The 15,063-nt window shown below is 38.2% G+C and carries 11 protein-coding genes and 2 pseudogenes; 3 read left to right on the top strand and 10 right to left on the bottom strand.

Annotation, left to right across the window (positions count from 1 at the left end; all coding sequences use genetic code 11):
• Nucleotides 1-54: 54 nt before the first annotated feature.
• Entirely contained in the window at nt 55-582 is a 528-nt protein-coding gene (locus MHH45_RS00460; protein WP_088094250.1) for a GNAT family N-acetyltransferase, read from the bottom strand.
• A gap of 6 nt (nt 583-588) precedes the next feature.
• Entirely contained in the window at nt 589-2,490 is a 1,902-nt protein-coding gene (locus MHH45_RS00455; protein WP_088094251.1) for an endonuclease MutS2, read from the bottom strand.
• Between the two features lie 593 nt (nt 2,491-3,083).
• On the opposite strand from MHH45_RS00455, the gene MHH45_RS00450 reads away from it, so the two are divergent.
• Nucleotides 3,084-3,875 (top strand): arylamine N-acetyltransferase family protein, encoded by a 792-nt coding sequence (locus tag MHH45_RS00450; protein ID WP_088094252.1) that lies wholly within the window; start codon nt 3,084-3,086, stop codon nt 3,873-3,875.
• Nucleotides 3,876-3,934: 59 nt separating this feature from the next.
• On the opposite strand, the pseudogene MHH45_RS00445 reads toward MHH45_RS00450, so the two are convergent.
• The 8 genes and pseudogenes from MHH45_RS00445 to MHH45_RS00410 all read right to left on the bottom strand — a co-directional run.
• Nucleotides 3,935-4,069 (bottom strand): annotated as a pseudogene (locus MHH45_RS00445) (N-acetylmuramoyl-L-alanine amidase); the annotation flags it as partial.
• Nucleotides 4,070-4,122: 53 nt separating this feature from the next.
• The gene (locus tag MHH45_RS00440; protein ID WP_088094253.1) at nt 4,123-5,742 is read right to left on the bottom strand and encodes an amidohydrolase; all 1,620 of its coding nucleotides are present in this window, start codon (nt 5,740-5,742) and stop codon (nt 4,123-4,125) included.
• Between the two features lie 107 nt (nt 5,743-5,849).
• On the bottom strand, nt 5,850-7,205 hold the full coding sequence (locus MHH45_RS00435) for an aspartate aminotransferase family protein (protein ID WP_170927951.1): 1,356 nt from the start codon (nt 7,203-7,205) through the stop codon (nt 5,850-5,852).
• Between the two features lie 30 nt (nt 7,206-7,235).
• The gene (locus MHH45_RS00430; RefSeq protein WP_088094255.1) at nt 7,236-8,279 is read right to left on the bottom strand and encodes an aldehyde dehydrogenase family protein; all 1,044 of its coding nucleotides are present in this window, start codon (nt 8,277-8,279) and stop codon (nt 7,236-7,238) included.
• Nucleotides 8,280-8,533: 254 nt separating this feature from the next.
• Nucleotides 8,534-8,815 carry a cupin domain-containing protein gene (locus MHH45_RS00425; RefSeq protein ID WP_016115567.1) on the bottom strand — a complete coding sequence of 94 codons (282 nt, stop codon included), beginning with the start codon at nt 8,813-8,815 and terminating at the stop codon, nt 8,534-8,536.
• A 45-nt stretch (nt 8,816-8,860) separates the two neighbouring features.
• Nucleotides 8,861-10,279: an MATE family efflux transporter gene (locus tag MHH45_RS00420; RefSeq protein WP_088094256.1), complete on the bottom strand. Its 1,419-nt coding sequence runs from the start codon at nt 10,277-10,279 to the stop codon at nt 8,861-8,863.
• 45 nt (nt 10,280-10,324) lie between these two features.
• Nucleotides 10,325-11,797, bottom strand: coding sequence for an aldehyde dehydrogenase family protein (locus MHH45_RS00415; RefSeq protein WP_016115569.1), 1,473 nt, complete (start codon nt 11,795-11,797; stop codon nt 10,325-10,327).
• Nucleotides 11,798-11,810: 13 nt separating this feature from the next.
• Nucleotides 11,811-13,097, bottom strand: a complete 1,287-nt coding sequence (locus MHH45_RS00410) for an NAD(P)/FAD-dependent oxidoreductase (protein ID WP_016115570.1) — start codon at nt 13,095-13,097, stop codon at nt 11,811-11,813.
• A 188-nt stretch (nt 13,098-13,285) separates the two neighbouring features.
• Between MHH45_RS00410 and MHH45_RS00405 the strand changes: the two genes are divergently transcribed.
• Both MHH45_RS00405 and MHH45_RS00400 read left to right on the top strand, forming a co-directional pair.
• Nucleotides 13,286-14,518, top strand: a complete 1,233-nt coding sequence (locus MHH45_RS00405; RefSeq protein ID WP_088094257.1) for a MerR family transcriptional regulator — start codon at nt 13,286-13,288, stop codon at nt 14,516-14,518.
• 161 nt (nt 14,519-14,679) lie between these two features.
• Nucleotides 14,680-14,931: pseudogene (locus tag MHH45_RS00400) on the top strand (DDE-type integrase/transposase/recombinase); the annotation flags it as partial.
• Between the last annotated feature and the right edge of the window lie 132 nt (nt 14,932-15,063).

The raw sequence follows: 15,063 nt of genomic DNA, 5'->3' as shown, positions 1-15,063 counted from the left end.
TCAGAACGGATAAAAGATAGCTAGAAGGTTTCTTCTAGCTATCTTTTATCCGTTCTATTGAGAAAAAACTTCCGAATATTGCACTATTCCTTGTATATTTTGAAGAGCATTCTCCGTTAATTCCATTGCCATAAACACCTCGTCTGGCACCTCAAATGGCGCACATATATTCCATATGCTAGCTGGTTTAAAACCGAATTTCGGATAATAATCTTTATGCCCCAGCACAATTACAGAATGATACCCAAGCTCTTTTGCTTTTCTTAATACATTAGAAATCAACAGACTTCCAATTCCCTTTTTCTGATAGTCTGGTGCAACAGATACTGGAGCAAGAGCTAACGACTCTACAGATGTATCACCATCTACTATTTTAACTTTAGATAATAGAACGTGACCAACAACTTCCTTATCTACCGCCACTAATGATAACTCTGGAATAAACGCATCACATTTTCTGATACGATTTACAAGTTCGTGCTCTTTCTGATCGCTAAATGCTTCATTTAAAAATGCTTGTTTTACAACCTCTTCTGCCCCGTTATAATCTTTCTCAAGTTCTTGTCTAATCTTTATATTCACAGCATCTTATCCTCTATTCTTTTTTATTTCTTTTTGAATTTTTCGCAGCGCTTTTTTCGATCCCCGCTCTATGTCATGCTGCATTTTCCGTTCTTTATAATCCACAAACAATGTGTCTAAATCATACCCTTCTGGATATAATTCCTTTGCCTGTACTTCTAAAGAAATTCGCTTAACGTTTACTTCAATGAATTGGGCATTATAAAACACAACGATATTGAAAAAATTGTCTTTTTCTTTATATACAATTCCAAAGTCATCATAGTCTAATAATTTCACACGGTCCCCTTTTTTATATTCATCCTTCTCTTCTGCTTTCTCTTTGACAATCTTAGGCTTTCTCAGTCTACTTTCATTCACTCGCTCTAAGCGGTACTCTTTATTTTCCATATAGCCTTTCGCTCTTTGCAGTACGTTTTCTCGCACGTTCATTTTTCTAGAAATCCATAGCGCATTACTCTCTCCTGATTTCCCTATCATTAACTTATACATTGGTTCCAATGTTTCACTATTAAATTGCATCGCCGCATTCATAAAGTCACTGTGCATTTCGGAAAAGCGTTTAATTTCACCATAATGAGTAGTTGCAACAGTCGTACAACCCATATAATAAAATTCTTCTAAAATAGAAATTGCAAGTGCCGCTCCTTCATTCGGTTCCGTACCGCTGCCTATTTCATCAAATAGTAGAAGCGTATTATTATTTGATACTCTCATGATTTCTGAAAGGTTTTTCATATGAGATGAAAATGTACTTAGCGCATTTTCTATACTTTGATTATCGCCAATGTCTACAAAGATATTTTCAAAAACAGCAATTTCCGTTTCCTTGTCTCCAGCGATGTGCAATCCTGACATTGTCGCCAATGTTAATAATCCAATTGTTTTCAAAACAATCGTTTTCCCTCCAGCATTTGGCCCTGTAATAATTAAGCTTCGGTAATTTCGGCCAATTTCAAAGTGAAGTGGTACAACTTCACCTGCTAATAATGGGTGTTTGCAATGAACTAACTTTACATACCCATAATCATTTAATTTCGGTTCTATCCCGCCAATATGTTTACTAAATTTCGCTTTTGCAAACACCATATCATATTGACTAATCAGCTCCATATTAATCTTAATGTTATAAATGTCCTCTAAGATCATTCCAGATAAAGTGGCTAATATTTGATATTCTTCCATCGCTTCTTCAGCTTTTAAACTTGCTAGTTCCACGTTTAATTTTGTAACTGTATTTGGCTCTATAAAAACAGTAGAGCCTTTAGAAGAAACTTCAACAATTGTTCCAGCAACTTGATTTTTATAGGAAGCTTTCACTGGAATGGTATATCGATCGTCTTTTTTACTAATGAAGAACTCTTGAATATATTTCTTATTTGCACTACTATTTAAAAATTTGCTTAAACGTTCCTTAATTTTCCCCTCTACGGAGTCGATATTATTTCGTATTCGTTTTAATTCTTTGCTTGCAGCAGAATCAATACTATTTCCTTTAATTGAAAAATCAATTTCTTCTTCCACACTTTTGAATTCAGACATTGAATTCGCATATGATGCTAGTACTGGTGCAAAAAATTCTTTATCCAGCATAAACTTTTTAACCTTTCGACACCCTCGTAAAAAGTCTGATACACTAACTAGCTCGGTTGGATCTAAAATCATTCCCTTTTCCAATTTTTGAATTGTACTATCGATATTAGAAATTCCGAAAAAAGGAACATGCCCTTCTGCATCCAATATCGCTCGTGCTTCCGTTGTTTCATTCAAACGATTTTTCACTACTTTTATACTTGTACTTGGCTCCAATTTATTTAACAACTGTTTTCCTAATCCACTTACGCAATATGATTTAACTATTTCCTTTAACTCATTATATTGCAACTTTTCAAAAGTTATTTTATTCAATTTCTATTCTCCTCACTATGGTTTACTCACATCATAAATGAAGATACCTACCTATTAGATTTCAATAAGATTTAAATAAATATGATTTTCATGTGATAAAAATAAACACAAAAAAGCTGCGGAGATACCGCAGCTTTTTACATTTACAAGGCCTGTGCAATATATAAGGAAATAAAACCATCTCAAAAAAATATATGGCTATCCCATAATCATTACACGCTTTATAAAGTATTGTAGGTATCTTCATAGGTTATTTGAAATAAATCCATGACAAAGTTAGGGGTTAGAAGTATATAAAAATCCCCTGTTCTCATTAGATTTATTTCATTCAATTTTTTCCTATTTAGAACCTACCGCACTCACAAAAAGCACCTCTCATTAATTTATAATTATGTTCATTGAAATCTAATTTATTGAAATTATCATACTATATGTTACGACAGAAGTAAAGGTTCCATACTTTACAATATTCTTCTTATTATACTTTAGTCGTAAGTATATATATGGATTGTTTATTCAACGTATTAGGGATGTTTTCTTATTCAACATTCGATACAATTATATATAAGGAAAATGGATAAGGAGCGATTTACATGACAGAACTACAAAAGCAATTCTTTTCCAGATTAAATATACAAGAAAGAGAGTCCATTTCATTTGAAGATTTAAACGAAATCCTTCATGCAATGGCTCAAGCAGTTCCATTTGAAAATTTGGATATTATTCAAGGAACAGTGAAAGAAATATCAAAAGAACATCTCCAAGAAAAAATCTTAGTTCATAATCGCGGTGGTCTTTGCTATGAATTGAATCCAACGATGTATTACTTCCTTAAAGATTGCGGTTTCGCTGTTCATTTAGTATCAGGGACGGTTTATAATGCCGCTTCTGCTACTTGGGCTGTTGATTCAGGACATGTGGCAACCGTTTTAAAACATAATGATGAACTTTATTTAATTGAAGTCGGTTTCGGTTCATATCTTCCTCTTTCACCCGTTCCTTTCTCAGGGGCAGCTGTTCAATCTGTTACCGGAGACTATCGCATCCGAAAAGAAACAACTGCAAAAGGAAACTATATTTTAGAGATGAAAAAGAATAATGAATTTCTAGACATGGCCTCTCTTGAGGACTGGACATTAGGTTATGCATTTTATATTGAAGAAATTGACGAAACAAAGTTGAATGAAGCGCAAAGAATAATTGTGGAGCATAAAGACTCTCCTTTTAATAAAGTACCCCTTATTGTAAAACTAACTTCTGACGGGCATGCTGCTTTAACAAAAGATAGTTTTACAGTAACAAAACAAGGGAAAAAGAGTAAAGAAGAGATTACAAAACAACAATATTCAGACCTATTACACGCAACATTTGGTATAAAATTATAGTTTACAAATTGAAAAGTCTTGTCGTTTTCGGCAAGACTTTTCATCGTACAACAGAGATTCTTTGCATATACATGTGCTTCGTTTGCAGTTACATAATACGTTGCACCTTTGCTGTTACGTACTTTGTATTGCGGTGAACCATCCATCATAACCTTCGCATCGATTGTAAATCCTAATCCTGCATCTACAGTTCCAACAAACACCACATAACATTACAAGGTTTACGTGGTATGTAAACTATGATATATTAAATTTTTACTGATTGTTCTTCTTGATAGATAATTTCACCATCAATAATAGTTGTTTCTACTTTTAAATCTTTAATTTGGTTTGGGTTGACACTTAAAATACTGTCATTTAGTATAACTAAATCCGCCAACTTTCCGACCTCTATGCTTCCTTTTATCTCTTCTTCAAAACTCGCATAAGCGCCATTCCAGGTGTATAGTTTAATAGCTTCCATTACGCTTATAGATTGATTAGCACCAAACTCCATTCCAGACTGGCTTTTTCTATTGACAGCAACATGAATTCCTAATAAAGGATTATAGTCAGTAACTGGCGCGTCCGATCCACCTGCTGCCATGATGCCACGATCAATAAAATCACGAACAGCGTACATGTGATTAACACGATCACCATAGTGTTGGACATATATCTCTCCGAATTCATATGGAAATGGAGGATTTGGAATAGGAATCACCTCGAGTTTTTTCATTCTCTCTTGTAAATCTGGTGAAGAAATTCCCGCGTGCTCAATCCGATGACGGTGGTTTTTTCTTGGTGATTCCTCCAACGCCTTTTCTACACAATTTAAATACATTTCAATGGCTTTATCACCTTGTGCATGTACAGTGATTTGATAGCCTTTTTTATGTGCTTCACCTAGAACTTGGTAGATTTCTTCCTCACTATAATAAAGAATACCATAATTGTTAGAGTCACTGGAGTACGACTCACGGGTTGCAATTGTAGGCCCGGTGCTACTTCCATCTGTAAACAATTTAGCTGGTCCAACTTTGAATCTCTCATCTCCGGTACCAGTTACCACACCAGCTTCGACCATTTTATTAACAAATTCATGGGAGTTATTTAACTGACATATCATTGCATATATTCGGACACGAATATCCTTACTCTTCACAGCTTGTTGCAGTAAACGGTAACTCTCAGGGCCATGTCCACCTGCCTCATGTATACTTGTTATGCCCGCTGTAACGAAATGATCTGATGCAATTTTCACAGCCTTCATCAGTTCACTTTCTGTATAACTTGCAACCTCGCTCATCTCCATATTTGCTGCTTCAATTAACTTTCCTGTAAGCCTTCCTGCCTGATTCTTTTCAATAACTCCCCCATTAGAATCCGGTGTGTTCTCGTTAATTTGCGCAATTTCTAAAGCTTTGCTATTCACCACGCTTATATGGCTGCAAGTGCGGGATACAATAATAGGGTGTTCAACTGAAATTTCATCCAGCTCAGCGATTGTTGGATAACGCTTTTCCTTCACAGCGGTTTCATTAAAGCCCCAGGCACGTATCCATTCACCTTTAGGAGTTTCTAAGGCTTTCTTTTTCAGGTCATCTAACAAAGCCTCGATAGAATCGATATGTTCAGCTTTACAACTTACCGCCAACTGATTCAGCCCATGAGAAATGAGGTGAATATGAGAATCAATGAATCCAGGAAGAAGCGTTTTTCCTTGCAGGTCAATTACATCCGTTTTTTCTCCTATAAAACTCTTAACCTCCTGATTTGAACCAACAACTGCGATACGATTATCTTTTATTGCTACAGCTTCGACTACTGTATTCTTTTGGTCTACTGTAATAACTTCTCCATTTATCAATACAACATCAGCCTTCATAAACTCAGCCCTTTCGGAATTACTCTTTTAGAGTGATTCGTTTAGTATTTAAAGCTATATCTCTCAATATGCTATTCTGCTTTTTAACAAGATTTATCCATAATTAGTTAAAGTTGAGATAAACATTCTTTTATTGTTTTAACAATAAAAGTAAAGTCTTCTTCTGTGATGCTTAATGGAGGAGCAAGCTGCAAAATATTATTGTAACCTGCAACAGTGTCACCATTTTTACCAATAATTAGACCTTTTTCTTTACAAGCATTGATGACTTTGTTCACCTTTTCAATGGCAGCCGGTTCTTTCATTTGCTTATCTTCCACTAGTTCAATACCTAAAAGAAGGCCTTTTCCGCGAACATCTCCTACGTTTGGATGCTCTTTTACATCCTCTAGTTCATATAACAGTCGTTCACCCAATTCTTGAGAACGTTCAATGAGTTTCTCATTCTCCATAATTTCTAAATTCTTCAAAGCCAAGGCACAAGCAGCAGGATTTCCTCCGAACGTATTCACATGGCGGAAGCGATCATAATCTTCACTGCCTATGTATGCCTCATAAATCTCTCGTCTGACTGCTGTTGCTGACAAAGGAAGATACGCACTTGTAATACCTTTTGCCATTGTAATGATATCTGGTTTGACGCCATAGTTCATAAACCCAAACGGCTTCCCTGTCCGGCCAAATCCACATATAACTTCATCACAAATGAGCAACGCACCGTGCTTCTCGCAAATTTCTTTTACTTTTGCCATATATCCATCAGGAGGCATTAAAATTCCGCCCCCGGTAATAATCGGCTCCATAATCACGCCGGCTACTGTTTGGCTTAACTCCCATGTCATGACACGATCGATTTCATCAGCACTTGCCAGTGTATGAACATCATCTGGATTGCGATACGTATCAGGCGGTGCTACATGCAGAAATCCTTGCCCCAATGGTTCATATTTGTACTTTCGTTGCGCTTGACCTGTTGCTGCAAGAGCCCCCATTGAATTACCGTGGTAAGCGCGATAGCGTGAAATAAACTTATAGCGTCCATGATCACCTTTTTGCTGATGATATTGACGAGCAATTTTAAACGCTGTTTCATTCGCTTCCGATCCACTGTTAGAAAAGAAAATGACGTATTCGTCACCAAGCCATTCATTCAATTTTTCTGCTAATTTAATGGCAGGAACATGACTTTGTGTCAGAGGGAAGTACGGCATTTCTTCAAGCTGTTCAAAAGCCGCTCTTGCAAGCTCTTTTCGACCATACCCAACATTCACGCACCAAAGACCGGACATACCGTCTAAATAACGGTTTCCATCAATATCCTTCACCCATGCCCCTTCTGCTTTTGTGATAATTAAATTCGTTGGACTAGGGGCTGCTCCTCTCATTGCATGCCAAAGGTACTTTTCATCTACTTTTTGCAAATTTTGTGTTTGTTCTGTCGTTTGCACAATCACCAACTCCATTCTATCCTTTTATGATTTTACATCGCTCTTTCAATAACGAGCCGTAAGCATTTTCTTGCGAGTATAGAATTCTACGCCATCTTTTCCATTTGCATGGAGATCACCATAGAAGGATTTCTTATAACCTGAGAATGGGAAGAATGCCATTGGAGCAGGAACTCCAAGATTGACTCCAAGCATACCTGCATCAATTTCTTCACGGAATTCACGAATGGCTTTAGCGCTATTGGTGTACAGGCATGCACCATTTGCGAATGGCGATGCATTAGCAACATTAATCGCTTCCGTCAAGTCTTTTACGCGTACAACAGAAAGAACCGGTGCGAAGATTTCATCCTGCCAGATTTTCATTTCCTGTGTCACATTGTCAAAAATCGTTGGGCCAACAAAATAACCTTGGCCGTTTGCTGCATCGTCTTCACGTCCGTCACGAATAAGTGTCGCTCCCTGCTCTACACCGGATTGAATGTAGACGAGTGTCCGCTCTTTATGTCCTTCACGAATAACGGGACCAAGGAAAACACCTTCTTCCAGGCCATTGCCAATAGTAATAACATTAGCCTCTTGAAGCAGTCTATTAACGAGCTCATCTGCAACGTCTTCTTCCACGACAACAACAGCCGCCGCCATGCATCGTTCACCGGCTGAACCGAAGGCAGCATTTGTAATTTCCTTCGCTGCAGAACTAAGGTCCGCATCTTTTAATACGATCGAATGATTTTTTGCCCCTGCAAGAGCTTGTACACGTTTGCCGTTAGCTGCTGCTGTTTTATATATATACTCAGCCACAGGTTGAGAACCAACGAAAGATACAGCCTTCACATCCTCATTGTCAAGAATGCCATTAACGACGTCATGTGCACCATGCACAACATTTAGTACTCCATCTGGAAGACCTGCTTCTTTAGCAGTTGCTACAGCTCTATCTAAATCTTCTTTAGTCGAAAGCGGTACACGAGCAATGATCTCTCCTGTTGCTGGATTTGGTACATCTTCAATCTGTTTACTTGTGGATTCGATCCATTGTCCGCCAATATAATTTTTCAACGTTTGTACATTTTTCGTTACTACCATAGTGAAACCTCCTATTTTAAGATAACCGTCCTATATATTTATTGCACCTGTAAAAGGAAGCGTATTCATATGACGGTATGTAAACTTATTTGCATAAATTTCACTACATTTCGTCAACATTACTTGAGAGAACAATGTCGGCTTTTTGGTTCATTAGGCTTTATCTCCATTTCGCTTTACTATTCTGAATTTCTTATCCATTAAATACGCAGGAGCAGTCATCTGCTTAGCATTTGCCCACTTCCCATTTCACATTATTTCAGATTGATCTCATGGTTCATTTTATAATTCTTTTTCAAAAATACTGGACAATCCCATTCACAGACAAGGTCCTTAGCCAAGGAAACGACCCAATCCTTTGTAATATGATATTTTTCTCTATCAACAGTAATAAACACTTCACCGTCTGTCACATAGAAAACTTCCTGCTCTTCTACATGCCACGTTCCTTTATTCGGTTCACCTACCCACGCTTCCCAAGTATCAACACCTAATTGCTGTGCTTCTTCTGCTGTAAGTTTTTTCGCAAAAAACATGATAATCATCTCTCTTTCTTACAGGTAATTTTAAAGAAATAGGTTCTATAAGCGTACTGTCTTAACATTCGAATCTTTTAAACGTTTGAACTCTTTTTTCATAAAGTACATAGCAATGAGAACGCCTGGAATTTCTGCAGCAGGAGTTGCGTACCATATACCTTCTACCCCCCAGAATTTCGGGAAAATAAATAGAAACGGGAACGAGAACAACAGCATTTTGCTAACATTAATAAACGTTGCGGTCCAGTTTCTCTCTTGAGATTCGAAATAACCGGAGATAAGCAAGCTGACTGCATTAAGCGTAAACAAAGAATTGAATACAACTGTTGTCCAAATACCCAGTTTCTGCAATTCAGGATTACCACCGGAAAAAAATGACACAATTGGATCTGCAAAAATGATTAGCATAGCTGTCACAATCACAAAGAAGGCAACCGTAAAAATGAGTCCCACCTTAATTGCTTGTTTAACACGATCAAGGTTACCCGCACCGTAATTATAACTAATGATCGGTTGAAGTCCTGTCATCCCACCGAGCGCTGCTAAGGCAAGCAGATTTGTAATGTAACCGTTTTGAATCGTGAAAGCGGCAACGTGCACCCCACCACCGTAGCTTAGCAGTAAGTTGTTGAAGAAAATAATTGCAATAAACATCATGAACTGACTCGAGAAAGATGCAAAGCCCGTCCACACCACTTCACCGATCGTCTTGAGATTAATCATCATATCTTTCATTTTTGGCTTAAGTTTTGTTTTACCAAACCAGAAATAAAAGATTAGGAGAACAGGGATCGATTGCGAAATCGTATTGGCCCATGAGGAACCCATCATCCCCATGTCATACTTCGTTACCATAATCCATTCTGTAATCCCCGCAACAACTGCTGCGACTAACCAACTGTTCATTGATAATACAGGTTTTTCATCGATATTGGTTAAAATACTTAATACAACGGCCGATATCGTTAATGGCAATGAAACCCATAGCAAACGGCTATATTGTACCGCGTACGGAAGCGCTTCATCACTTGCTCCGAATAAGGTCATAATATTATTTTCAAAGACCACTCCAAGTACAGCTAACAAAATGGAGAGGAAAAGAGTAAACCATAAAGTTTGTCCCATAATACCTCTAGCTTCTTCGGTCTTTCCTTTTCCAAGTCGAAGTGAAATGACCGCTCCGGCTCCCACACCCAAAAGAACGCCAAGCATACGGGTAATAACCATGACCGTAAATCCAATTCCGATCCCTTCGACTTCCAGCTCCTGAAAGCCACTGACGAAATACCCATCGACAACCGCTACAATTCCTAGAATCACGTTAGCCATAATTCCTGCCAAAGCAAACCGTAAATATAGTAACGGAATACTTTTGGTTCCCAGCACTGAATCATGCGCCGGCTTATTCATTACTTCTAGTTGCTCTATCTTTGATGACGGACGGTTGTCTACTATTTTCATGAGCATGTCCCCTTATAAATAATTTATATAGCAAGTTAAGCTCAATTAATTCGCATACCAACCTACAGGCTGGGCATGCTGGTGGATATTGATTTGCTTCGTTTCCATAAAGTGCTCCAGCCCAACAGCACCTAACGCTCTGCCGATTCCACTTTGCTTATATCCTCCCCAAGGACCTTCAACATAAGCGAGATGATAACTATTAATCCAAGTAATTCCCGCACGCAATTTACTAATGACACGTTTTGCTCGATCCATATCTTCAGTAAATACAGCACCTGCCAATCCATAAATGGAATCATTCGCTTTTTGGATGGCATCTTCCTCATCTTTAAATTTCTGTACAACAAGGACTGGACCAAAAATCTCTTCCTTAACAATACGCATATTCGCATTTACATCAGCAAAGATCGTTGGCGCAATAAAAAATCCTCGATCAAGCCCATTTTCTGTTAAGCGCTTACCACCACAAACTAATTTTGCACCTTCTTCGATTCCGCTCTTGATGTAATGTAAAACTTCATTCATATGAAGCTCGTTTGTGAGGGCTCCCATTTCAATGTTCTCGCTTTCCCCGTTGCCAACTACAATTTTGCTTGCACACTCGGCCAATCTTTCAACAAACTTATCGTAAATGGTCTCTTGTACAAGCAAACGAGATGCAGCTGAACAAACTTGCCCAGCATTGTGGAAAATACCAAACATCGCATTCTCGACTGCAGTTTCAAAATCCACATCGTCGAACACAATAAGTGGAGATTTACCACCCAGTTCAAGTGTGATTTTTTTCATATTGCCCGCAGCTGCGCGCATAATGCTTTGACCTGTTTTTGTTCCACCGGTAAAGGCAATTTTGTCAACATCATGGCTCTCGGCAAGCTCATTCCCAACCTTTGAGCCAGGTCCCAATACCAAGTTTGCCACTCCGTCCGGAAGTCCAACCTCTTCGATAATTTCAAATAATTTGAATACACTTACAGGAGTGACATCAGCAGGCTTAATTACAATTGTATTCCCTGCGGCGAGTGCAGGAGCAATTTGCCAAACAGCTAACATAAGCGGGAAGTTCCAAGGTACAATCAGTCCACAAACACCAATCGGTTCATGAATAATAATTGTTTCCGAAGAATCAGCACGAGTGTAAGATTCCTTTTTCATACCTTTGATCAAGTCAGCATAATAGCGGAAGCATTGAATCGATACCGGAATATCCACATAAGTGGTTGCACGAATAACCTTACCGTTATTTGCAGTTTCCAAACGTGCAATTTCAGCTGCCTTCTCTTCAAGACGGTCTGCAATTTTATAGAGATAGTCAGCTCTTTCATCAGCCGATAAATCCGACCAGATCCCGCTGTCAAACGCTTTACGAGCTGCCTTGGTTGCTATCTTCGCATCGTCTGCTGATCCATAAGCAGACGTTGCGATCACCTCTCCGGTTGCAGGATTGATAATGTTTCGTCTAGCACCGGATAACGCTTCTACCCATTTCCCGTCAATGAACATGTTAATTTTCATAAACAACTCTCCTTTATGCAATAATATCTAACAGTTTGAAACCAATATGTGCTAGATTGACCAGCATCGTTTTCTGATTATAGAACGGAAATGATTTGAGGCGCTCCTTTTCAAATCGATATCCACCTGCACTTCCCGTAACGATCCATTGTGCCAATAACTTACCAAACAATGTCGAGAGAGACGCACCGTGGCCCGTATAACCCGTTGCGAAGTATGCGCCTTCTTTGGATCTGCCGATAACCGGGAACGTATCAATTGTAACCCCGATAAATCCACCCCAACGGAAATCAATCTTGCTTCCTGCTAGTTTTGGCATTATTTTAACCATGGCATCGTAAACACTTTGATAAACAGTATCGCCTAAGTTTGGACGAACATCGCCACCGCCAAATACGATCCGATTATCTGGTGTACGTCGGAAATAGTAAAGGAAACTGCTTGTATCAAAAACCATACGATCCTTAGGAATGACGGTACTCACCAGTGATTCTGGAAGCTGTTCAGTAGCAATAATACGTGCCGAAATTGGCAGTACGCCTTTGTTCAGTTCATTCATGATTTTTCCAGAGTAACCATCTGTAGCCACAATAATGTCTTTCGCAGTAACAGCACCTTTTTCTGTTACAACTTTCACACTGTTTCGACCGTACTCAATAGATAGTGCTTTCGAATGTTCAAAGATTTTTGCACCGATCGATTTAGCTGCTTCTCCCAAACCAATTGCATAGTTCAGTGGCTGGAACGAGTAACTCGAGTTGTCGACTAAGCAGCCATAATAATGTGGAGAATCGATCTCTTGATGCAACTGACTTCGATCAAGCACGCTTGATTCGTACCCGAAATTTTTGTTTAAGTATTCGCTTTCATGTTTCAATCCTTCAAAATGCTTGGCTTTGTAAGCCGCCACAATGTGACCTGTCTTTCTAAAGTTACAGTTGATTTGATGCTCGTCGATGATGTTTTTAACCAGTTCAACACTAAACAGGGAGAGATCGTTAAGCTGTCTCGCCTCGTCGGCACTATACTTTTTGGCAAGCTCCTGCATCGTTGGCTTATAGCCTGGCAATACCATCCCGCCGTTACGACCACTTGCACCATATCCGATTGTTTCTTGCTCAAGGACAATGACACTCTTCCCTAATTTTTGCAAATGATATGCAGAAGAAAGACCTGTGAAACCTGCGCCAATAATGACAACATCCGCCTCTTCATTTCCTTCAAGAAGTTTTCCTTTTTCATAGCTGTTTGCAGTCGCTGTCCACAGTGAGAGAGTATCCATTCGATCCATCTTATCCATAGCTAATTCTTCTCCTTTTATGACATGTATGTTACAATACAGTCAAAAATTATTCATAATATTCAAACTTCTTAGATCCATCATATGACTTGGAGTTTCCTCCAAGTCAATAGCCATTTGAGAGTTTTTTGAATTCATTTTTGTGAAAAAAGTGGAGTAACTCCACTTTTTTCATTGGGGGGGCATCTATGAAAATTGGTACATTTGCAAAGCTTTTTCATGTTACGACTGATACCGTTCGTTATTACATTGAACTGGGATTATTAATACCAGACAAAAAAAACACCCAGTATCAAATGAACCAATTGTGTCTCGACGACATGGCTTTTATTACTGAGCTGAAAAAATTTCATTTTTCACTGCTAGAAATTCAACAAATTTTATCGTATCAGCGTGTCACAAACTTCTCGGACCATGAAGATATCGACTACTACAACAACTTACTCATTGATAAAAAGAACCAGCTGACCAAGAAAAAAGAAGACATATCAAAAGCTATCCAATTGATTGAAAAAGCGGTTCAAACCAGCTCGCCTTCATCCAAAGAAGAGAATCTTACAGGGATCCCGCTTTCCTTTGTAAATCTGCTCTATTGTCCGAAGTGCCACATTCCACTTGAAATGAAAGATGTAACGATTAAAAAAGTCTACATTCAAACGGGGAGTTTAACTTGTACTTGTGGATACGAGGCAGCTATCGAGGAAGGTATTATCATTACCGCGAACTTGTACGAGACGTCTCCTTATCCATCTTATTTTTACGATAAAGAAACGATTAAAGAGATCAATCCCAAAATGATTAACTTATTTGAAAAAAGTAATTTTTGGTTTCAAAAAGTTCTACAAAATGTAGATTTGAAAAACAAATTAATCGTGGAAACAAACGTTGACGCTTTTGTGTCACTACCCAAATATATCGATGTTCTTGAAACGACCGCATCCTATGTATTCAGTGGCTATTCGCTCGCGATGCTCAAGAAGGTTAGAAAAAGAATTGAGCGTATGAATCCGAAGCCAAACGTCCTTTATATTTTGAATTCTGATTTAAATCTGCCATTGAAACCGCTTAGCATCGATATTTTTGTGGATAGTTTTACAGCAACTGATTTTTCACTGCTCAATCCGCAGTTCCCAATTCATGTTTTAAAAAACTATTTCCATAGCAGTTCAACAATTGTCGGCGGGTACTCCTATTATGATAGCTCGGCCAAATCCTTGAAAAATATTTCAGCCTTATATCCAAATTCCCACGAACATATTTTATATCCAAAATACTTAGAAGAAAATTTATCAGTCAACGGATTTCAAATCACGCAAAGTGAAAATATCGGTTACTGTACAGATCCAGGACCTTATTTTGATTATCATGTAATAGACGAAAAATTTCACATGCTAATGTATTTGGCTAGTACGAAAAAATAGCACACAAAAAGAGGCTGTCCGAAAAGTAGGCTAGTTCACGGATGAGACAGCTCCCTTGTAGCTAAAATCATGGTTAATCCGAAAAATGGTAGCGCAAGCATAAGCACCCGCGCTACCATTTTCGATTTGATCTATTTGCTATTACTTAAGCAAATTATGAGCAAGTGAAATATTTCAATAACATAGTGGAACAAGATCATCGGTTTATTAAAAAGCGAGTTCATTCGATGTTAGGATTGAAATCCTTTCGCACAGCTACATCCATTATTTCTGGAATAGAAGCTATGCATATGGTGAAAAAAGGACAACTTGTTTTACTGGACAAGTCTGTCCAAAATCAAGTTGAAGAATGCAGCGGAATGAAGAATTTAAAAAATATTGATTTACCAGATCAAATTTCATTTATTATTTAAATTTGATAAAGATAGATTGCGAGTACAACAGAATAAAAAAGCCACCTCTTTTTTGAACTACACCCTCTTATTCACACAATAACTTGCCTATACCGAAAGCATAACTTTTTAATAAAGTTATAAAGAAAAGAC

Source organism: Bacillus sp. FSL K6-0042, assembly GCF_038006685.1.
In the GTDB taxonomy this organism is placed as follows: Bacteria; Bacillota; Bacilli; order Bacillales; family Bacillaceae_G; genus Bacillus_A; species Bacillus_A pseudomycoides.
Note: the sequence above shows the minus strand (reverse complement) of the source record. Positions and strands in the feature narration are given on the sequence as shown.

Coding starts and splice junctions, on each gene's coding strand:
- MHH45_RS00405 (WP_088094257.1), top strand. CDS start 13,286: ATGAAAATTGGTACATTTGCAAAGCTTTTTCATGTTACGACTGATACC.
- MHH45_RS00450 (WP_088094252.1), top strand. CDS start 3,084: ATGACAGAACTACAAAAGCAATTCTTTTCCAGATTAAATATACAAGAA.
- MHH45_RS00435 (WP_170927951.1), bottom strand. CDS start 7,205: ATGGAGTTGGTGATTGTGCAAACGACAGAACAAACACAAAATTTGCAA.
- MHH45_RS00425 (WP_016115567.1), bottom strand. CDS start 8,815: ATGTTTTTTGCGAAAAAACTTACAGCAGAAGAAGCACAGCAATTAGGT.
- MHH45_RS00430 (WP_088094255.1), bottom strand. CDS start 8,279: ATGGTAGTAACGAAAAATGTACAAACGTTGAAAAATTATATTGGCGGA.
- MHH45_RS00410 (WP_016115570.1), bottom strand. CDS start 13,097: ATGGATAAGATGGATCGAATGGATACTCTCTCACTGTGGACAGCGACT.
- MHH45_RS00420 (WP_088094256.1), bottom strand. CDS start 10,279: ATGAAAATAGTAGACAACCGTCCGTCATCAAAGATAGAGCAACTAGAA.
- MHH45_RS00440 (WP_088094253.1), bottom strand. CDS start 5,742: ATGAAGGCTGATGTTGTATTGATAAATGGAGAAGTTATTACAGTAGAC.
- MHH45_RS00415 (WP_016115569.1), bottom strand. CDS start 11,797: ATGAAAATTAACATGTTCATTGACGGGAAATGGGTAGAAGCGTTATCC.